This is a genomic window from Hymenobacter polaris (assembly GCF_012927305.1).
Taxonomy (GTDB): Bacteria; Bacteroidota; Bacteroidia; order Cytophagales; family Hymenobacteraceae; genus Hymenobacter; species Hymenobacter polaris.
Genome location: NZ_JABBGH010000001.1, coordinates 1,738,864 through 1,758,568, shown reverse-complemented (window position 1 = coordinate 1,758,568; position 19,705 = coordinate 1,738,864). Strand labels below are relative to the sequence as shown.

The 19,705-nt window shown below is 64.0% G+C and carries 17 protein-coding genes; 11 read left to right on the top strand and 6 right to left on the bottom strand.

Going from position 1 to position 19,705, the window contains the following annotated elements; translation table 11 throughout:
• Positions 1 to 207 precede the first annotated feature (207 nt).
• The 10 genes from HHL22_RS07525 (at position 208) to HHL22_RS07480 (ending at position 13,101) form a co-directional block, all read left to right on the top strand.
• Entirely contained in the window at positions 208 to 2,364 is a 2,157-nt protein-coding gene (locus HHL22_RS07525; RefSeq protein WP_169530312.1) for a DUF4331 family protein, read from the top strand.
• 196 nt (positions 2,365 to 2,560) lie between these two features.
• Entirely contained in the window at positions 2,561 to 3,892 is a 1,332-nt protein-coding gene (locus HHL22_RS24355; protein ID WP_169530311.1) for a tetratricopeptide repeat protein, read from the top strand.
• A gap of 109 nt (positions 3,893 to 4,001) precedes the next feature.
• Complete coding sequence (locus tag HHL22_RS07515) at positions 4,002 to 4,682, top strand: HupE/UreJ family protein (protein WP_169530310.1); 681 nt, start codon at positions 4,002 to 4,004, stop codon at positions 4,680 to 4,682.
• Between the two features lie 94 nt (positions 4,683 to 4,776).
• The gene (locus HHL22_RS07510) at positions 4,777 to 5,178 is read left to right on the top strand and encodes a hypothetical protein (RefSeq protein WP_169530309.1); all 402 of its coding nucleotides are present in this window, start codon (positions 4,777 to 4,779) and stop codon (positions 5,176 to 5,178) included.
• Between the two features lie 132 nt (positions 5,179 to 5,310).
• On the top strand, positions 5,311 to 7,644 hold the full coding sequence (locus HHL22_RS07505; protein ID WP_169530308.1) for a TonB-dependent receptor: 2,334 nt from the start codon (positions 5,311 to 5,313) through the stop codon (positions 7,642 to 7,644).
• 85 nt (positions 7,645 to 7,729) lie between these two features.
• Positions 7,730 to 8,542: a murein L,D-transpeptidase catalytic domain family protein gene (locus tag HHL22_RS07500; RefSeq protein ID WP_169530307.1), complete on the top strand. Its 813-nt coding sequence runs from the start codon at positions 7,730 to 7,732 to the stop codon at positions 8,540 to 8,542.
• A 136-nt stretch (positions 8,543 to 8,678) separates the two neighbouring features.
• Positions 8,679 to 9,542 carry a murein L,D-transpeptidase catalytic domain family protein gene (locus HHL22_RS07495; protein WP_169530306.1) on the top strand — a complete coding sequence of 288 codons (864 nt, stop codon included), beginning with the start codon at positions 8,679 to 8,681 and terminating at the stop codon, positions 9,540 to 9,542.
• 107 nt (positions 9,543 to 9,649) lie between these two features.
• Complete coding sequence (locus tag HHL22_RS07490; protein ID WP_169530305.1) at positions 9,650 to 10,924, top strand: glycosyltransferase family 9 protein; 1,275 nt, start codon at positions 9,650 to 9,652, stop codon at positions 10,922 to 10,924.
• 44 nt (positions 10,925 to 10,968) lie between these two features.
• Complete coding sequence (locus tag HHL22_RS07485; protein WP_169530304.1) at positions 10,969 to 11,613, top strand: YoaK family protein; 645 nt, start codon at positions 10,969 to 10,971, stop codon at positions 11,611 to 11,613.
• A 345-nt stretch (positions 11,614 to 11,958) separates the two neighbouring features.
• The gene (locus tag HHL22_RS07480; RefSeq protein WP_169530303.1) at positions 11,959 to 13,101 is read left to right on the top strand and encodes an NYN domain-containing protein; all 1,143 of its coding nucleotides are present in this window, start codon (positions 11,959 to 11,961) and stop codon (positions 13,099 to 13,101) included.
• Positions 13,102 to 13,153: 52 nt separating this feature from the next.
• On the opposite strand, the gene HHL22_RS07475 is transcribed toward HHL22_RS07480, so the two are convergent.
• Positions 13,154 to 13,315, bottom strand: a complete 162-nt coding sequence (locus HHL22_RS07475; protein WP_169530302.1) for a hypothetical protein — start codon at positions 13,313 to 13,315, stop codon at positions 13,154 to 13,156.
• 107 nt (positions 13,316 to 13,422) lie between these two features.
• A complete protein-coding gene (locus HHL22_RS07470; RefSeq protein WP_169530301.1) occupies positions 13,423 to 14,028 on the bottom strand; it encodes a hypothetical protein in 606 nt (201 codons plus the stop codon).
• Between the two features lie 199 nt (positions 14,029 to 14,227).
• Here HHL22_RS07470 and thiL point away from each other — a divergent pair, with 199 nt between their 5' ends.
• Positions 14,228 to 15,256: a thiamine-phosphate kinase gene (thiL, locus tag HHL22_RS07465; protein WP_169530300.1), complete on the top strand. Its 1,029-nt coding sequence runs from the start codon at positions 14,228 to 14,230 to the stop codon at positions 15,254 to 15,256.
• A 123-nt stretch (positions 15,257 to 15,379) separates the two neighbouring features.
• Here thiL and HHL22_RS07460 read toward each other — a convergent pair whose 3' ends face one another.
• The 4 genes from HHL22_RS07460 to HHL22_RS07445 all read right to left on the bottom strand — a co-directional run bounded on the left by HHL22_RS07460 (position 15,380) and on the right by HHL22_RS07445 (position 19,602).
• The gene (locus tag HHL22_RS07460) at positions 15,380 to 15,757 is read right to left on the bottom strand and encodes a hypothetical protein (protein WP_169530299.1); all 378 of its coding nucleotides are present in this window, start codon (positions 15,755 to 15,757) and stop codon (positions 15,380 to 15,382) included.
• Positions 15,758 to 15,804: 47 nt separating this feature from the next.
• Complete coding sequence (locus HHL22_RS07455) at positions 15,805 to 16,065, bottom strand: colicin immunity domain-containing protein (protein WP_169530298.1); 261 nt, start codon at positions 16,063 to 16,065, stop codon at positions 15,805 to 15,807.
• 33 nt (positions 16,066 to 16,098) lie between these two features.
• On the bottom strand, positions 16,099 to 17,526 hold the full coding sequence (gene rlmD, locus HHL22_RS07450; RefSeq protein ID WP_169530297.1) for a 23S rRNA (uracil(1939)-C(5))-methyltransferase RlmD: 1,428 nt from the start codon (positions 17,524 to 17,526) through the stop codon (positions 16,099 to 16,101).
• 102 nt (positions 17,527 to 17,628) lie between these two features.
• A complete protein-coding gene (locus HHL22_RS07445) occupies positions 17,629 to 19,602 on the bottom strand; it encodes a WG repeat-containing protein (protein WP_169530296.1) in 1,974 nt (657 codons plus the stop codon).
• Positions 19,603 to 19,705 lie beyond the last annotated feature (103 nt).

Sequence of the window (19,705 nt, the reverse complement as noted above, 5' to 3'; positions counted from 1 at the left end):
AAAAGTAGGCCGGCTGCTAAGGCCCCGCGGGTATTGTATAGGATAAGGGCATTTTATAAGAGGCAAAAACTTGCTTCTGGATACTGCCGTAGGTGAAATTAGCTGTTTAAGGTAAGTTTCTGAAAATCAAAAAAAAGAGCTTGATTGAAAAATGCGCTTACCTTGGCAGGGTCATATTTACCCACCCTTTATAAAGTACACTTTTTTATGAAAAAAATGCTTACCCGGCCTGCTTTGCAAGTAGCGTTAGTGGCCGCCGCTGTGGGCGGCCTGCTGGCGTGGAGCGGCCACCACAACACGCTGGAGGCCTCCTCGCACCGCGAAGCTCCCCTGATTGCCGACGACCCGCTGGCCGACAACACCGACGTGTATGCCTTTCGCGACCCTAGCAACTCGGAGATGATTAACATCATCGCCAACTTTATTCCGTTTCAGCTGCCGCAGGGTGGGCCGAACTACTACCACTTCGGGGAAAACATTCGCTACGAGATACACATCAAGAACGACGCCACGACGACTGGCGACGACATTACCTACCGCTTCACCTTCACGCGTACCAATCAGGACCCTACCACCCACTTTAATATCCGGCTGAACAAGGAGAACCTGAAAACCACCTACAAGCTGGAGCAAAGCATCCGCGGCGCGGCCTTCACCACGCTGGTGGATGGCGGTATAGTGCCGCCCTACAACGTGGGCCCGCGCGCTATTCAAGGCGCGGCCGGCCTAGGGGCCGCCAGCTACGAGGCGCTCATGACCAGCGCCATTACGCCCATCGGGGGCGGCAAGGTATTCTGCGGACCCGTGGATGACCCCTTCTTCGTGGATATCGGCGGCATTGAGGACCTAGGGGGCGTGCGGCCCATGAATGCCCGCGACGGCCTGGCGCACAAGAATATCAACACCATCGCGCTGCAGCTCCCGATTTCGACCCTGCAGAAAGCCGGCAAAACTGGCGCGATGGCGGCCAATATCCTCGACCCAGACTACGTGATTGGGGTGTGGGCCTCGGCCAGCCGGCCCGCCATCAAAACCCTGCCTACCCCCGACGCCAGCGGCACTACCACCGGCGTTCCGGCTTATTCGGGCAACTACGTGCAGGTATCGCGCCTAGGCATGCCCCTCACCAACGAGGTGGTGAACCCCGTGGGCAACAAGGACGAGTACAACGCCCGCACGCCCTACACCGAGAACGCGGCCTTCAACGCCAACTTCGTGAACCCCGAGCTGGCGCTCTACATGGCCGACAACGCGCCCATGAACGGTGCCGCGCCCAAGCCAGCCAACCAGATGTACTACGGCGAGGCCGTGCCCGGCTTCGCCCCCCTGCGCATCCAAACCAAGTCGCTGGCGGGTCAGGCGCTGCTGGGCGGCGCCAGCTTTGCGGGCTTTGACTTCCGCAACGGGGCCAATGGCCTATCGGTGCTCACGACCGCCCAGCGCGCCGGCACCGTGTTTGCCGACGCCACGTACGGCCCTATTTTGCTGCAAGCCGGCAATCCGCGCTCCGTCGATTTGCTGCCTATCTTCATGACCGGGGTGCCTAACCTGCGGCCCTACCAGCTGGCTACCGGCAAGGCCGGCAACCCGCTAGCCGCGGGTAAGCCGTTCATTAACAACTTCCTGCCGGTAATCGGGGATATGCTGCGCCTGAACATGGCCGTGCCCACCACCCCGCGCACGCTAGCCAATGGCACCGCCAACCCCGACTTTAGCTCGGAGGGCCTACTGGCCGCCGCCAAGCTCGGCCTGCTCGACTCCCGCTTCAACGCCGACGCCAGCTTGCAGGCCATCCCGAACATGGACGGCTTCCCCAACGGCCGCCGCTTGGAAGACGACGTGGTGCGCATTGAGCTGCAAACCGTGAGCGGCGTGGTGCTGGCCTCGCTCGGCCTGTGGTACGACGACTTCAGCGCCACGGCCACCAACCCGGCCACGATGCAGCTAACCAACGTGCTGAACTTCACGACTGGCATCGAGAAGAACGATACGACGCTCAAAGCCGCCTTCCCCTACGTGCAGACGCCCTGGAGCGGCACCAACGCCCAGCGCGTAGCCTTGGCGCAAGTGGCCCCCAGCCCCCAGCTGAACATAGTGCCCATTATCGCCACGGCCTCGGCCTACCCCAACCCCGCCACCGACCGCACTACGCTGCACTTCGAGCTGGCTAAGGCCGCCAACCTGAGCGTACAGATTCGCGACGTGATGGGCCGCCTGGTGGGCACCATTCCGGCCAAAAGCTACCCGGCCGGGGTAACCGAAATTCAGTGGCAGCCCGCCGCCAGCGTGGTGCAGGGCCAGTACATTGCCTCGGTTTACGCGGGCACTACGCTGCTGCAGTCGCTGCGCATCCAGCGCCAGTAGGGCCCTGGGCAGCGCCCACAAAGCGCTTGCAATCCAATGAGGTAGCTACCTACGTAAGCCTGATAGGCTAGCTAATTAAAAAAGGGTCGCTGGTTGGCTGAGGAAGCTGGCAGCGGCCCTTTTACCTTCGTGGGGCCCTAGGGCTGGCGGCGGCTGGTAGCCGGCGTAATGCTAACTCCTTGCTTTTTGAATTCCCGTGCAAAAAAAACTTTACCCTGCGTTATTAGTGGCCTTCGCGCTGGCGGTAGCGGCCATTATCTACATCAAGAAGCCCAGCACGCCCACGCTGCCCGCGCCCAAGGACCGGGTGGGCCGCCTGGCCCTGGGCGGCGAGTGGGTGAATACCAAGGCCGCCATGGAAGGCCTGCTGGCCAAGCTGCGCGCCGACCCCACCGACCAGAAAAGCCGCCTGCTGCTGGCCGAGGCCTACATGCAGGAAGGCCGCATTACGGGCAACCACCCTTATTATGACGCCGCCGCCATGCAGCTGCTGCAGGAGGTGCTGCGCACCGACCCCGAAAATTTCGAGGCCCTGTGCAGCGAGGCGTCGCTCAACCTCACGCAGCACCACTTTTCGCAGGGCCTGGCCCTGGCCCAGCAGGCGCAGGAAATCAACCCGCAGAGCGGCTACGTGTACGGCCTGCTCACCGACGCTAACGTGGAGCTGGGCCACTACGCCGACGCCGTGAAAATGGCCGACAAGATGAACCAGGTGCGCCCCGACCTGGGCGCCTACGCCCGCGTCAGCTACCTGCGCGAGATTTACGGCGACGTGCCGGGCGCCATTCAGGCCATGGACATGGCCGTGAAAGCGGGCTACGCCGGCCTAGAGCAAACCGAGTGGACCCGCGTGGCCCTAGGGCACTTGTATGAAGTAAGCGGCCACCTGCCCGAGGCCGAGGCCTACTACCGCCAGGCCCTGCAGATGCGCCCCAACTACGCCTACGCCCTGGCCGGGCTGGCCCGCGTGGCCGCCGCCCGCCACGACTACCCCACGGCCATCAACAACCTGAAGCTGGCCCGCGCCCTGGTGAAGGACTACGCCTTCACCGACGAGCTGGTGGATGTGTACCGCCTCAACCATCAGCCCGAGGAGGCCGACAAAATGGCCCGCGAATCGGTGGAGATGCTGGCCGACGCCGCCCAGCAAGCCAATGATAATGAGGCCCTAGGCCACTACGCCGACCGCGAGCTGGCCTACGCCTACCTCAAAACCGGCGACCTGGACAAGGCCCTGGAGCACGCCAAAATCGAGTACGCCCGCCGCCCCGACAACATCGACGTGAACGAGACTCTGGCCTGGGTGCACTACAAGCGCGGCGAGTACAAGGACGCTCAGAAATACATCACGGTGGCCTTGCGCACGCACTCGCAAAACCCGGTGCTGCTAGGCCGCGCGGGCCTCATTATGAGCAAGAACGGCCAGGTGGCCGAGGGCCGCGCCCTCATCGAGCAAGCCGCGAAAACGGCGCCCTACCTTAACCCCGAGGTAACCGCCGAGGGCGAAACCCTGCTGGCCGCGCGGTAGGTAGATGAAGTGCTTGATTTGTTGGACGATACACGAGTGGCGCGGTAGAGATACTTCGGCTGCGCTCAGCATGACGTGCTTATTTACTCTTGGCCGACTGCTAGCCCTTATGCCCACCCGTACCCGCCCTTTTCTGCGCACTACCTGCCTGGCGCTGCTACTGGGTCTAGGGCTCTTGGCACTACCGGCGGCGGCCCACGTCATCGACGCCGACCTGAGCAAGCTCTCGCGCACCGAGATATTCTGGACGTACCTGCAGTTGGGCTTCACCCACATTCTGCCCCTAGGGTTCGACCATATCCTGTTCATTGTCAGCCTCTACATTCTGGAGCCGCGCCTCAAGCCGGTGCTGTGGCAGGCCACGGCCTTTACGGTGGCGCACTCCATCACGCTGGGGCTGGCCATGTACGGGTTCATTCGGCCGCCGAGCAGCGTGGTGGAGCCCATTATTGCGCTGTCCATCCTGTTCGTAGCCATCGAAAACATTGTCATTACCCGCCTGAGTCCGTGGCGGCTGGCCATTGTGTTTGGCTTTGGGCTGGTGCACGGCATGGGATTCGCCAGCGCGCTGACGGGGCTGGGGCTGCCGCGCCAGGCGTATTTCGGCTCGCTCATCTCCTTCAACGTGGGCGTCGAGCTGGGGCAGGTAACCATCATTTTGCTGTGCTGGGCGCTGGTGGGGCGCTGGGCCTACGGCCGGCCCTGGTACCGGGCGCGGGTGGTGGTGCCAGTGTCGGTAGCCATTGGCCTGGTGGCCGCCTACTGGACCGTGGAGCGCCTACTGGCCTAGGGGCCGATTCGCAGAAATATTCCGCTGATTTGGCGAGTTGCCCTTGCCGTGCCGGGCTAAGCCGGTAGCTTTACCACCAGTTTTTTAGTTGCTTATGCTGCGCCCGCTGCTCACGCTGCTCCTGCTGCTCAACTACCTGCTGGTGGTGGGCGCGGGCGTGCTCGTGAGCCGGCCGGCCGCGCCGCGCTACACCGCCGCGCACCCCTACGTGCACAGCGCCGAGTGCCAGCGCAATCACTACCTGCGCCTCGACTGCTTCGAGCGCTGCAACGGCGACCAAGCCGCCGCTCACCCGGCGCCGCGCCACAGCGCCCCGCACCTGCTGGCCCTGCTAAAGGGCCTGGACGAGCACTGCCCGGCCCCGACGGCCCTAGGGGTGGCGCGCCCGGCTAAGCTGGCATCCTACCAAGCGCCCGCCCGCTACCCGCTAGCGCGGCCGACAGACTTGCCCATCGGCTTTGCCGGGCGCGACCCGCGCCCGCCCTGCTGCGCCTGACGACCACCGCCCCCCGTGCCGCCCGGCGCGGGGCTGCGCTGTCCGCGCCCAAGACGGCGGATGGCTGGGTTATTCAGGCACGTTAGCCTAGGCGCTCCGCTGCGGGGCTGCCTGGGCCGCTAAGGCATTGGTATGCAAGATTATTCAGTACTGAAAAGAAGTTTTTTGACCGTCCGACGGTCGTGGCTGCTGGTGCTGGCGGTGCTGCTCCGCGCCGCCGCCGCGCACGCTCAGGCGCCGGCCGCGCTGCGCGGCACCGTCACCGATTCGCTCTCGGGCCAGCCGCTGCCGGGCGTGCGCGTGGGGCTGCTGGGGCTGCCGGGCGGCACCAGCACCGACGCGCTGGGACAGTTTCGGCTGCTGCGGCTGCCGGCGGGCACCTACCGGCTGCAGCTGGGGGCCCTAGGGTACCGCCCGCACACCAAGACCGTGACGCTGGTGGCGGGCGAAACGCGCGGCGTGGAAGCCAGCCTGGCCACTACCGCCCTCAACCTGGCCGAAGTGACCGTGAGCCAGCCCCGCGACCCCAACCAGACGCTGGCCCCCATCTCGCACATTGACCAGACGCTGCGGCCCGTGAACTCGGCCCAGGACCTGCTGCGCCTGGTGCCGGGCCTCTTCATTGCCCAGCACGCGGGCGGCGGCAAGGCCGAGCAGATATTCATCCGGGGCTTTGATGCCGACCACGGCACCGACTTCGCCGTGAGCCTCGACGGGCTGCCGGTGAACATGGTGAGCCACGCCCACGGCCAAGGCTACGCCGATTTCCACTTCGTGATTCCCGAAACGGTCGAGCAGCTCAAGATTTACAAGGGCCCCTACACGGCGCGCTTCGGCGACTTCGCCACGGCCGGCGCGGGCGAGTTTCTGACCAAGAACAGCCTTGACCATAGCCAGGTGAAGCTGGAAGTGGGCCGTTTCAACACCTACCGCGCCCTGGCCATGGTGGATTTGCTGGGCACGCACCACCTGTTTTCGAAAAAGCCGGAAAGCGCCTACGTGGCCGCCGAGTATAATTTTACCAACTCGTACTTCGATAACCCGCAGCACTTCAAGCGCTTCAATGGCCTAGGCAAGTACGTGGGGCAGCTGAGCGACAAGACCTCGCTTACGCTGTTTGGCTCGTACTTCACTTCCAGCTGGGATGCTAGCGGGCAGATACCCGACCGCGCAGTAGCCGAAGGAATTATCTCACGATTTGGCAGCCTCGACCCCAGCGAGGGCGGCAATACCAACCGCAGCAACGCCTACGCCATCCTCACTACGGCGTTGCCGCACGACGCCACCCTGCGCCAGCAGGTGTACTACTCGCACTACTTCTTTAACCTGTATTCCAACTTTACTTTTTTTAAGAACGACCCGGTAAATGGCGACGAGATAAACCAGCGCGATACCGGCCGTAACATCTACGGCTACACCGGCACCTACGACCGCGACGACTACCTAGGCAGCAAGGCCTTGCACTCGGTGCTGGGCCTGGGCACCCGCATCGACGACGCGGGCCTGGTGCTGCGCCACGCGGCGCAGCGCGTGCCGCTCGATACGTTTAACATCGGCCGGCTCTACGAGCAGAATATCAACGCCTACCTCGACGAAACGCTGACCCTGACCGACCGCCTGACGGTGAACGCCGCCCTGCGGGCCGACGTGTTCGTGTTTCAGTTTCGGGGGCAGCGGGCCGACTCGGCGGCGGGCGGCTTCGTGCCGCTGAGCGGGCGCGTGACGCGCGGCCGGGTGTCGCCCAAGCTCAACTTTTACTACCAGGTGTCGCCGGCCGTGCAGCTATTTGTGCGCTCGGGCCTAGGGTTCCACTCCAACGATGCGCGCGGCGTGGTGCAGGGCAGCGGCAGCTTCCAGGCGCTGCCCCGCGCCGCCGGCGCCGAGGTGGGCAGCACCTTCAAGCCCGTGCCCAGCCTGGTGGTGAACGCCGCTTTCTGGACCCTGCGCCTGCAAGACGAGCTGGTGTACTCGGGCGACGAAGGCACCACCGAGAGCGTGGGGCCCACCCAGCGCTTCGGGGCCGACGTGTCGCTGCGCTGGCAGCTAGTGAGCTGGCTGTTTGCCGACGGCGACTTCAACTTCAGCCACGGCCGGCTGGTGCAGGCGCCCGAGGGCGAAAACTACATTCCGCTGGCGCCCACCTTCACCAGCACCGGGGGCCTGAGCGTGCGCGCCCCCAGCGGACTGAACGCTAGCCTGCGCTACCGCCACATCGACAGCCGCCCGGCCCAGGAAGACAACGCCATCCGGGCGCGCGGCTACTTCCTGCTCGATGCGGTGCTCAACTACACCCGCCCGCGCTATCAGCTGGGCCTGCAAGCCCAGAACCTGCTGAACGTGCAGTGGAACGAGGCCCAGTTTGCCACCGACAGCCGCCTGCGCGGTGAGCCTACGTCGGTAAACGAGCTGAATTTCACGCCCGGCACGCCCTTCTTTGTGAAAGCAACGGCCAGTCTGTTTTTCTAAAAGCAGCTTAATTTACGGTACGCAAGCAAGGCCCGAGTGCATACTAAGCCCCTAGGTGCTTATTTTTGGCAGTATGATGGTTGCCTTGCGTGCATTTGCTAGCCTAGGAATGGGCCTGCTGGCGATGGGGGCGGCGGGCTGCCAGTCGGTGGCGCAACCGGCCGGGCCGGGCGTGGCGCTGGCTGCCGCCGGCCCCGCTACGCCGGTTTCGTTGCCCGACTCGCTGCGGCCGACGCCGGTGCCGGCCGTGGCGGGCGTGCCCGATACGCTGCGCCAGGCCATTGCGCAGCTTTATAGCCAGCTGGGCTCCGATACGGTGGGGCTGCGGCCGGCCGTGCTGGCGCAGGCCTGCGTGGGCTACCTCACGCTGCACCCCAGCGGCCGCATCGAGCGGGGCGGGGTGCTGGCCGTGGCCGATATGGACCTGCCCAACACGGCCAAGCGGCTGTGGGTAATTGATTTGCAGCAAGGCAAGGTGTTGGAAAACAGCCTGGTGGCGCACGGGCAGGGCTCGGGCCACCTGCGGGCGCGGCGCTTCTCCAACCAGCCCAGCTCCAACTGCACTTCGCTGGGCTTCTACCGCACGTCGGGCACCTACGCCGGCAAGCACGGCTACTCGCGCCGCCTCCTAGGCCTCGACAAAGGCCAAAACGCTAACGCCTTCGACCGCTACGTGGTGCTGCACGCCGCTGACTACGCCAGCCCCGCCTACGTGGAGGCGCATGGCCACCTGGGCTACAGCCAGGGCTGCCCGGCCCTGCCGCCCGAGCAGTACAAGCAGATTATCAGCACGCTGCGCACTGGTAGCCTGCTGCTGCTGAGTGGGCCCGGCCTGGCCTCGCGCTGGCTCGATGGGCCGGCGGCGGGCCGGCGCTTTGCCCGGCGCGGCTGGCGCTAGGCGCCCGGCGGGCGGAATCTTTTTGGCAACTTGCGCCTTATGGCCGACCCAAAGTTGATTTTTTTCGTAACTTGAAAGTCACTAAGGTTAAAGCAAGCCTCAGCGATTTCCAACTGGCTATTCCAAGCTCACGCTTATGAACTCGCATCCTCACCATCATACCAGCGTAGTGCAGCGCCGCCGTGGCCTGCACCGCCGGGCCAAGCAATTGGCGCGCCGGGTACTGCCGTTTGTAGCCGCGCTGTTTTTGGCTAGTCCAGTGGCCGGGCCGCTGCTGAAGTCGGCCGCCCACTCGGCGGCGCCGCGTGTGGCTACCGCGCAGCAGGTAGTGCCCGCGCCCATTTCCTCGTTCGATGGGGCGGCGCGGCAGCTTTACCAGCGCCTAGGGGCCGAGCAGGAGGGCTTGCGCTACGAAGTTTTTCAGAAGGCTCTCACTGGCTATCTCAACTTGCAGCAGGCCGGCAAGCTCGGCGGCAGCCAGTCGCGCCTAGCGGTGGTCGATTTCGACTTGCCCAGCATCGAGAAGCGTCTGTGGGTGTTCGACTTAGCTACCCACCAATTGCTGTTTCACACCCTGGTAGCCCACGGCCACAATTCGGGCGAGAACGAGGCCACGCACTTCTCGAACACCGACGAGAGCAACATGAGCAGCCTCGGCTTTTACGTAACGGGCACTGAATACGAGGGTAAGCACGGCCAGTCGCTGCGCCTCACGGGCCTCGACGAGGGCTTTAACACCAACGCCGCTGCCCGCTCGGTAGTCATGCACGGCGCCGACTACGTGAGCGAAGAATTTATTCGCCAGAACGGCCGCCTGGGTCGTAGCCTTGGCTGCCCCGCCCTGCCCCTGGCCCAGTACGCGCAGATTATCAGCGCCCTGCACGACGGTAGCTGCCTGTTCATCAACCGCACCGGCGCGGGTTACACCTCCAAATTTCTCAACGTCGATACGGCCCAGCAGGCCCTGCCCAGCAGCGGCCTGGAAAACTCGCAGGGCTAGGTTTTTTAGGGCTTAACGCGTAGTGGGGAGTGCGTAACGTCAAACAATAGTTGGCGTTACGCACTCCCCACTACGCGTTAAGCCTTAATCTTGCGGCTGTGTTTGGCTTGTTGCTCGCCCGTTTCCGATTGTATCGCCGCCAGCGGCGCGAGCTACCGCGCCGCGCCGCCCTCGACCGCACCGACGCGGCGGCCCTGGCCGCCCAGGCTCCGCCCGAGGCCGCGCAGGTGCTGGTGCTGCGCACTGACTCGATTGGCGACTACCTGTTGTTTCGGCCCTGGCTGCGGCAGCTGGCGGCCGAGGTGCACAGCCGGGGCCAGCGCCTGACGCTGCTGGCCAACGCCCTGTGGGCTCCCCTGGCCCAAGCCTGGGATGCCGACTGCATCGACGAGCTACTGGCCGTGAACACAAGCCGCTTCGGGCGCGACCTAGCCTACCGGGCCGAGGTATTGAGCAGGGTAGGGGCCCTAGGCATTGGTCAGGTAATCAATCCGTTGCACGTGCGCGAGCCGGCGCTCGAAAATTTCATCCGCTTTCTGCGTGCCCCCCTGCGGATAGCCAGCACTGATGCCAACCTGAGCGGGCCGTGGTTTGAAACCCTCAACGCCGGCTACTCGCACCTGCTGCCCCGCGCCCCCGAAACGCGCTTCGAGTACGTGCGCAACGGCGAGTTTTTTGCCGGTTGGCGCCAGTTGCTGGCGGGCCCCGCGTCCGGTGGGCCGGGCGCGCCCACTTGGCCCGCGCTATTGCCGCCCCAGGCTACCGACGAGCATCTGGCGCAGGCTATGCGGCCGTATGCCCCCCTAGGGCTGCCAGCCAGCGCAATGGCCGCCGGCGCCGCCGAAGCAGCAGCCGGGCCCTACCTAGTACTGTTTGCGGGGGCCAGCGCCCGGCAAAAACAGTGGCCCCCCACTGCGTTTGCCCAGCTGGCCCGGCAGCTGCACCAGCACTACGGGGCCGCCTACCGGCTGGTGCTGGCGGGCAGCCCGGCCGACGAGCCCCTAGGACGCCGCATTCGGCAAAAGGCCGGCCCCGCCGTGCCCCTCGACGACCGCTGCGGGCGCACCGACCTGCCGGGCCTGGCGGCGCTGCTGGCCGGCGCCAGCCTGGTAGCTAGCAACGACACCGCCGCCGCGCACTTCGCCGTGCAGGCCGGCACGCCCACGCTGGTGCTGCTGATGGGCGAGAACTACGGCAAGTTCTTTCCCTACCCGCCGGCCCTGCTGCGGGCGCCGTGCAGCTGCCTGTTTCCGCCCAGCCAGGAGGCGCGCTTTGCCCAGGGCGACTTCCGCCCGCCCGTCCGCGACCCGGCCATTCAAACCATTACGGTGAGCCGGGCGCTGGCCGCCGCCCAGGCCCTGCTGCCCGCGGCGCGCGGCTGACCCATGGCCACTACCAAGCGCCTGGCCGCCCCGTATTTTGCCGCATGGCCAACGAAGAATCTACGCCCGCTACTAGTCGCCTGGCTCTGGCTGTAGTGATGCTGGCGGGCTTTACCGATGGCGTAAGCTACCTGCAATTCAAGAAAGTATACGTGTCGTTTATGAGTGGCAACACCACGGCGCTGGGCGTGGCAGTAGCCCGCGGCCACTGGCCCGAGGTGCAGTTGCTGGCCCCGGTGCTGGGGCTGTTTGTGGCCGGCGTGGTGCTGGGCAGTTGGCTGCGGCGCGCAGGCAGCCGCCGGCCGGCGGCGCTGGTGCTGGCCGTGGTGGCGGGGCTGCTGGCGGCGGCAGCGGCCGGGCCGTTGGCCCTAGGGCTGCTGGCGCTCGGTATGGGCGTGCTCAACGCGGCCGTGCACCAAGCCGGCCGCACCGCGCTCAGCCTCACCTACGTGACGGGCACGCTGGTGAAGGTGGGCACCGGCCTGGCCGACCGCCTCAGCGGCCAGCCCTGGCCCGCCGGCTGGGGCCGCCAGGCGCTCGACTGGCTTTGCCTGGCTACCGGGGCCGGGGCGGGTACGCTGGCCTGGCAGGCCCTAGGGCTGCGGGCGCTGCTGGTGGCTGCGGCCGGGGCCGCGCTGCTAGCGCTGGCCGCCCGCCAGCTGCGCGAGGAAACCAGCGCAGACGTGTGAGCGCCCCGCGCTAAATACCCCGGCAGGAACTGAGACCAGTAATAGCGGTAAGCTAGCAAAGCAACCCTAGGCCGGCCTGGTGGGTACAGAACAGGCTGCCTGGGTTTCGGGCACCGGAGGAGCGAAAAGTTGGTTAGCGGGCTTAAAAAGCAATAACAGGCGGACGATGAAGCCCTTTCAATAGTGGTTTCGGTTGGAAAATGGGTGGATTTTAGAAGGTGTTCCGGTTTTTCAGGCAGCGCTCATGCCCCGGCCCGGATACCGTTCCGACCTTTGCCCTACGCTTGCTACCTGCCGCTGGCTTGGCTTTCGTGGCTGGGCTGGCGCCGCTTTTTATTCAGTTAAATGCTTATTCCGAACGCCACTGCCGTCCCGCCGGTCGGGGCTCCTGCTTACGCCGCCGTTTTTATTGATTTTGAGAACGTCTACTACTTTCTCAAAAACCACTACCTCGACCCCCAGGACCCGCACGACTACGCGCTCGACCTGCTGCGCTCGCTGCGCGACACGCTAAAGCGCGACCACGGTCTGGAGTCGCTGGTACTCAATGCCTACGCCGATTTCGATAAGCTGCCCGCCGGTTCCCAGGGACCGCTCTACCTCATGGGCGTGAGCACCCGCAACGTGCTGGGTACCGACCACAAAAACGCCGCCGACATGCAGCTTTGCATCGACGCGCTGGAGGTATTTTACACCCGCCCGGCCATCGGCACCTTCGTGCTGGTGGCCGGCGACCGCGACTACATTCCCGTTATTCAGCACCTGCGCCGCCAGGCCCGGCAAGTGCAGGTAGTGGGCTTCCGCGAGAGCGTGTCGGGCGATTTGCTGCAAATGCTGGGCCAGGAGCACTTCATTGACGCCCGCGGCCTGCTGCCTCCCGAGCGCCTGCAAACCCTGGAAGACCACCGCGCCGCCCGCCTGGCGCGGGGCGAGCAAATTCGGCGCCAACGCCAGCAGGCCCAGGCCGGCGCGCTAAGTGCCCGTCCCGCTGCCTTGCACGGAGCCAGTAGCCCACCGCCCCTAGCCCCCCCCGCCGATGGCAGCCAGGTGGCCGACGCGGCCGCGCCCTACCATGCCCCGCCCGGCCCCGAGGGGGCGCCCGGCGAGGCAGCGGCATTTGCTCCCATCCGGCGGGTGCTGAGCGACAACGCCCGCCGCTGCCTCGAATACCTGCTGGAGCAAGTGCAGCGCTACGGCAGCCAGCAGGCCGGCCCGCCCGAAATTTGGGCCAGCCCCTTTCTGCGCCGCCTCACCGACGTGCTACCCGAGCTGCCCGACTGGGAGCGTCGCCAGCTGCTTACCCAGCTGCGCGATGATGGCGTGGTGCGCATGGAAAAGCGCGAGGGCGAGCCCCACGCCTTTTCCGTCATCATCCTCAACAACCAGCACCCCGACGTGCGCGAGCTGCTGCCACTTATTGAGCAAAAGGCTAAAGAAGCTGAGGACCAGGCCGAAAGCTCCGAGCAGCCTGATGCTTTACCGGACTAGGCTGCGCCGCTGGTGCTGTTTAGCTGCTACTGAGTGGCCGCCAGCACTGAGCTTACTTGTCGCCGCCCGCCGAAGGGGTGGTTGTGGTCGTCGTTTTGCTGGGGCATTTGGGCTTGGGGTCGCACTTTTTATCGTGGTCGAAGCACGAGGTGAGCGAGAGGCTGGTGAGGGCGGCCAGCGCCGCCAGGCGGGCGTAGGGTAGTAGTGCTTGCATAAGGGTAGAAGGGATGAAAAGACCGGTGGCCTGTGTGAGCCAAGCGTTTTGGCCCCTAAAAGGTAGCTGTTTTCTGCCTTATTACCAAGCTTTTCCCCAGGGGGCGGCTAGCGGCCCAGCTCAAACAAGGGTAGGGGCTGCAGGCTGGCGTACTGGCCACCCAGCTTGGCCAGCTCGGGGCCGTGCGCTTGCAGGTAGGCGTTGTAGGCCTTGGCGGCCACATCGTAGTGGGCGCGGTAGGCCACTACGTTGCCATCGGCCGCCTGAATGGCCTCTACGTAGTTGCGCACGGCGGCGGTGGGCGCGTTGCCATCGGGTGCGGCCAGTGGGTACACCACCTTCAGCACCGAATCCTGCACGGCATCGTAGCGGTCGATGAGGGCCGAGGAAGCCATCGTTTGGCGGTCGTAGCGCTGCCGAGGCAGGCGGTCGGCGGCCCGGCGCAGGGTGGCCAGCTGCGGCTTGTCGAGGGTGGGCACTTGGCGCAGGTCGCCCAACAGCGCGTGCAGGTCGCGCAGCTTCTGGTCGTCGCTGGCCATCATGCGCTGCCAGTTGGCAGTGGCCGAGTCGCGCAGAATATCGAACTGGGCGCGCAGCTCGGCGGGTGAGGCGGGCTTGGCAACCGCCGCATCGGTGGTGGTTTTGCTGGCGTCGGGCTTGCACATGGGCAGCACCGCCAGGGTTAGGCAGCTGGCAAACAGGAGGGCTTTCATAAGGGCAAAACGACAGGTCGGCGACAGTTATGCGCCCACCGGGCCGCCAAATTACGGCGGGCTGCCCGGCGAGCGCGCCCAGAAGCGCCGGCCGGGCGGCCCGGCCGTGCCAACTTTGCGGCGCCGTACCTCGCCCGGTGGCTCCAGCCCACCGGGTGCGGGCGCGAACTACCCCGCCCGCGTCCCCGTTCTATTTGCTATGCCCGAATTAACTCCCCTCTCGCAGCTCGGCGAGTTTGGCCTCATTGGCCGCTTGCAGCGCGACATTACCCTAGGCCAGCCCAGCACCGTGCTGGGCATTGGCGACGACGCCGCCATCCTGGCCCCGCCCGCCGGGCAGGAGGTGGTCGTGAGCACCGACTTGCTGGTCGAAGGCGTGCACTTCGACCTCACGTTTGCCCCGCTCAAACATTTAGGCTACAAGGCTATAGCCGTCAACGTATCGGACGTCGCCGCCATGTACGCCACGCCCACCCAGGTGGTGGTGGGTATCAGCGTGCCCAGCCGCTTCTCAGTGGAGGCCATCGAGGAGCTGTACGCCGGGATGCGCCTAGCCTGCGAGGCCTACAAGGTTGATTTGGTGGGCGGCGACACCACCAGCAGCCGCGCCGGCCTCGTCATCAGCGTCACGGCCCTAGGGCTGGTGGCGGCCGGCCAGGCCGTGCGCCGCTCGGGCGGCAAGCCTACCGACATCCTCTGCGTAAGCGGCGACCTCGGCGGCGCCTACCTGGGCCTGCAAGTGCTGGAGCGCGAAAAGCAAGCCTACCTGGCCGACCCCGACACCCAGCCCGAGCTGGACGCCTACAACTATGTAGTGCAGCGCCAACTCAAGCCCGAAGCCCGCCTCGACGTCGTGCACGAACTGCGCGAGCTAGGCGTGCACCCCACCAGCATGATTGACATTTCGGACGGCCTGGCCTCGGAGGTGCGCCACCTGTGCGCCGCCAGCGGCACGGGGGCTAGGGTGTTCAGCGAGTACCTGCCCGTGGCCAATCCCACCCTCGAAGCCGCCGCCGAGTTCAACCTCGACCCGCTCACCGCTGCCCTCAACGGCGGCGAGGACTACGAGCTGCTTTTCACCATCCCCGTCACCGAGCACGCTAAAATCAAGAACCACCCCGACATCACGGTCATCGGCCACCTCACCGATAAGAGCGACGGCGTGAACCTGATTACGAAAGGCGGCCAGGCCGTGCCGCTACGGGCGCAGGGCTGGGAGCATTTTTAAAAGAACGACATAAAAAGCACGTCATGCTGAGCTTGTCGAAGCATCTCTACCGCGCCGCCTAGGGGGTTGTTTGGGAGAGATGCTTCGACAAGCTCAGCATGACGTGCTTTTTTGGCCCAGGTGCTAATCCTCCGGGTAGGGCACGTACACGAAGTTGGTAAACTCCTCGTCCACCACCAGCAGGCAGCAGAACTCATCGGGGTCTTTCCAGGTGCCTTTGAATTCGTCGAGCTTGGCCGGGTCCACGATGCCCTGCTGGGCCAAGATATCGAGGTAGCTGGCGAAGACGTGCCACTGCAGGCCCTCCACCTCGTCGGCGTTGATGAGCAGGCTGCCGAGCTGCACTGCCTGCCGGGCGAAGATGAACACCGGAAAGGGCGAAATCTCGCGCTTGCGAATTTGGTACGAGGCTTCCTTGAGCGTGTCGGACACGGTGGCGAAGTCCTTGGTAATCGTGCCCAGGTACTTGCCGTTCAGCTCGGGGTCGTTGAAGTAATCCATTAGCCAATTAATTGATAGACTTGTTGCACAAGAAATCTTGAATTATACTAGCTCCACCAGATGTAAGAAAGTAAGGCAACTTCACTTCTTAGTTCTTCTTCTGAAATTTCATGCGCTTCTAATGGTTCAGGGCGGTAACAATCACAACTTGTAAATAACCGATCAATAAGCCTGCGAAATCTCGGGTCAAGCGTTGCTAAGTTCCTGTCCGTTTTCCATAGCTGCATGAACTCATTGATAAATTCATCGACACCTGATTGGTATTTCAGAAACCTGGTGACAACATGCTGATAAGCTTGCTCAGACATGGTATGTGTCAGCTTTATTTATATGACCAAAGCCTACCGCAACTCCAGCAGCACCACGTTCTCTACGTGGTGGGTGTGGGGAAACATATCCACCGGCTGCACGCGGGTCACTTTGTACACCTCGTCCAACAGCTCTAGGTCCCGCGCCTGGGTGGCGGGGTTGCAGCTGATGTAGACGAGCCTAGGGGCACGCAGGGCCACGAGGCGTTGTACCACGTCTTCGTGCATGCCGGCCCTAGGGGGGTCGGTGATGATGACGTCGGGATGGCCGTGGTGGCTGGTGAAATCCTCGGTGAGCATGTCCTTCATGTCGCCGGCGAAGAACTCGGTGTTCTCGATGCCGTTGAGGGTGGCGTTTTCGCGGGCGTCGAGCACGGCCTGCTCCACGTACTCCACGCCGACTACGCGGCGGGCCTGGCGGGCCACGAAGTTGGCGATGGTGCCGGCGCCGGTGTAGAGGTCGTACACGAGGTCGGTGGGCTTGATTTCGGCAAACTCGCGGGCCACTTTGTAGAGGTTGTAGGCGCCGGCCGAGTTGGTTTGGTAAAACGACTTCGGGCCGATGCGGAAGCGTAGGCCTTCCATCTCCTCCTCGATGTAGGGCTTGCCGCGGTAGCACACCACCTCCAGGTCGTGGAAGGTTTCGTTGCCCTTGTCGTTGAGCACGTAGTTGAGCGAGGTAATGTGCGGAAACTTCTCGTACACGGCATCCAGCAGCGGCTCGATGGCCTGGTGCTGGCGGTAGCACTGCAGGATGACCATTACCTCACCGGTGCTCTCGGCGGTGCGCACGATGAGGTTGCGCAGCAGCCCGGTTTGCTTGATGATGTTGCCGAAGCGCAGCATCAGCCCGCGGGCGTAGTCGCGGATGAAGAGGCGGATTTCGTTGCTCGGCTCGGCTTGCAGCCAGCAGTGCTCGATGTCGATAATCTTGTCGAAGCGGCCCGGGATGTGGAAGCCCAGGACCCGGCGGTCGTACTGCTGGCTCTCGTCCTTTATCTGCTCCTCGGTGAGCCAGCCCATAAAGGAGAAGGTGTACTCCAGCTTGTTGCGGTAGTAGGTGCGCTCGGGCGAGGCCAGGATGCGGCGCACCTCGGGTACCTCCACCTTGCCGATGCGCTGCAGCGTGTCCACCACCTGCTGGTGTTTGTAATTGAGTTGCGCGTCGTAGCTCAGGTGCTGCCACTTGCAGCCACCGCAGGTGCCGAAGTGCTGGCAAAACGGCGTGGCCCGCAGCTCCGAATACTTGTGGTACACCGTTGGCGTGGCCTCCAAAAACCGCTTGTGGGCCCGGCTGATGCGCAGGTCTACCACGTCGCCGGGCGCGGCGTTATTTACAAAAACGACCAGGTTGTTAATCTTGACAATGCACTTGCCCTCGGCCACCATGTCCTGGATTTCGACGTGCTGGAGGGCTTCGGGCGGGATAGAGTTGGCGAGCTTGGTGGCTTTGCTGGGCATAACTTTTGGCAGATAGGGGCACAAAGGTACGGGCGCCGCTTTTCGCCTTCTAGCGCGCCGGTGGCCCTAGGCCCGTATCTGAAATCGGAATGACAACACCGGTTAATTCAGATACGGGTCCATAATGCCCTGCGGACTGTAGCCCTGTGGCCGCCAAAACTGCGCTGGATTGACGCTGCCCGGAAAAGTATTACTGTATACTGCCACTTGCTGCGAGCTGGTTGCTCCCGCACGGCGGTGCAGCAGTCGGGCCCGCAGTTGGGTAGCAAACTCACCTGAATAAGCAGGTACCGTAAGTTCCCAGTATTGGCCGGGCGCCAGGAAAACTTGGTGGTAGCTGTTGCCACACCAGCTGCTAGGCGTGTACTCGATGTCGCGCCAAATGCCCTGGGCATCCCGCGCCTGCATGGTGAGCGTCAGGCTGCTGTTCTGCGCCTCAAACACTACGGTATCGGCCGTGGTGTTGGCAATGGTGAGCTGATGGCCGTGGTGGAGTTTGCCAAAAGTGCCGGGCATTGACTTGGAGGCAACCTGCACCCTTAGGGTACGGGTGGTGGCCGGCTGGCCTTTACTGGATTTTGAGAAGTTGTTTGATTGGCCCCAGCCGCCGACGCCAGCGTAGCGCTGCAAGGGGGCCGATGCTACCATGTACACGCCGCGCCGCATAAAGTCCAGGTTGAGCGGTGCGCTAGCTGGGGCAGCTGCTCGCCACACGTAGCGGCCTTGTGGCGAGAGGTACCCCAGGCGGTTGTCTTCCACCACCGGCAGCAGGCCGTGGCGATAGCCAGCGTAGCTGATGGCCGAAAACCGTGATTGTAGCAGCAGGCCCGTGCGCCAGTTCCAGAAGCCCATGCGCTGGGTGCTATCGGCAGCGTAGAACAGCAGTAAATCGCCTACTTGCTGAGGGTCGTTGCCGAGTATCGGCGTTGCCAATTGGCGCACTACCCGGCCCAGGCTATCCAGCGCGGCGTAGCCCTCATTGCTGGCTAGCTCCACTACTTCGGCGCCTCCCGCAAAGGCCGGAGCCGCGTCGCCGTGTTGGCTGGGCCCTAGGGGCCGTTGCACCGCAACTTTTGATAAGCGCCGCCCCTTTTTGTCAATCAAGAACCAGTCGTCATCCTTTTCCTGCGCCCAGGCGCGGCCGTGGTAAAAATCAGTTAGCCGCTGCAAATGGCGGTTATGAAATAGCACCCGCCCCCGCTGGTCAATAACCGCAGGATAGCTGTTATCTAGGTTAGCCGCGCCACCATCTTTACTAATATGCACGCGCACCACGCCGTCCGCAAACGCTGCTTCGCTGTAATCGGCAAACTCTTGGTTGCGGGGTAAACGGGTTAAAATTCTCCCGGTGGTATCAATAATGCATTGCGGTTCGGGGGCATCGCCGGGTTGGTAGAGCGAGGCAGTGGCTACGCCATCGCGAAAGGTTGAAATGGAACTGAAACGGTAGTAAGGAATGAGTTGGTGACCCTGGCTATCGAGCACGCCAACCGCCTCTGCTAGGATACTGCCTTCCTGGTCGCGCAGCGCGGCAGTATCCACCACCACTATACGGTTGCTGCTTAGCGGCCCAATACGCTCAAATAACTTGTAGCTTAAAAGCTTGCCGTTAGCAGCCAAGAGTTGACGATTATACCCGGGCAGCGTACCCACCCACACCCCACCTTTATCTAACCCAGGCTGCCATTCTAACTGCCGATAAGCGGCGGGCAGCGGCACCAAGTGGCCAGTCCGGTCAATAAGCCGGGGAGTGCTGTCTTGCTGCACCAGCGCCAACCCGTTGCGAAAGGGTGAAGCATAGCCATAACGTTGCGGTAGCACTAATTGGCCGGTGCCATCGAGGTAGCCGTAGTGGCCGGCCTCGCGCACGGGCGCCAGCCCTTCGGCAAACTCCTGCACCTGGGCAAACCGAGGCGCCACCACTACTGCGCCCGTCGAGTCAATGAAGCCCCAGCGGCCCTGCACCACGATGGGAAACCAGGCGTCTAGGGCCGCCGGAGTAGTAGAGGGAGAGAATTGGGTGCAGGCTCCACAAGCCAGGGCCAGCAGGAAGGGGGCAACGAATGTGCAACGCATAGCAGCAGGTTTCTACGCCCGATGCTGGCGCCCCCAAATATGCACAGCCACTGTACTTAGTAGGATAGTCCGCGTAGCCAGCCCGCCACCGCAGGTAGGCGGG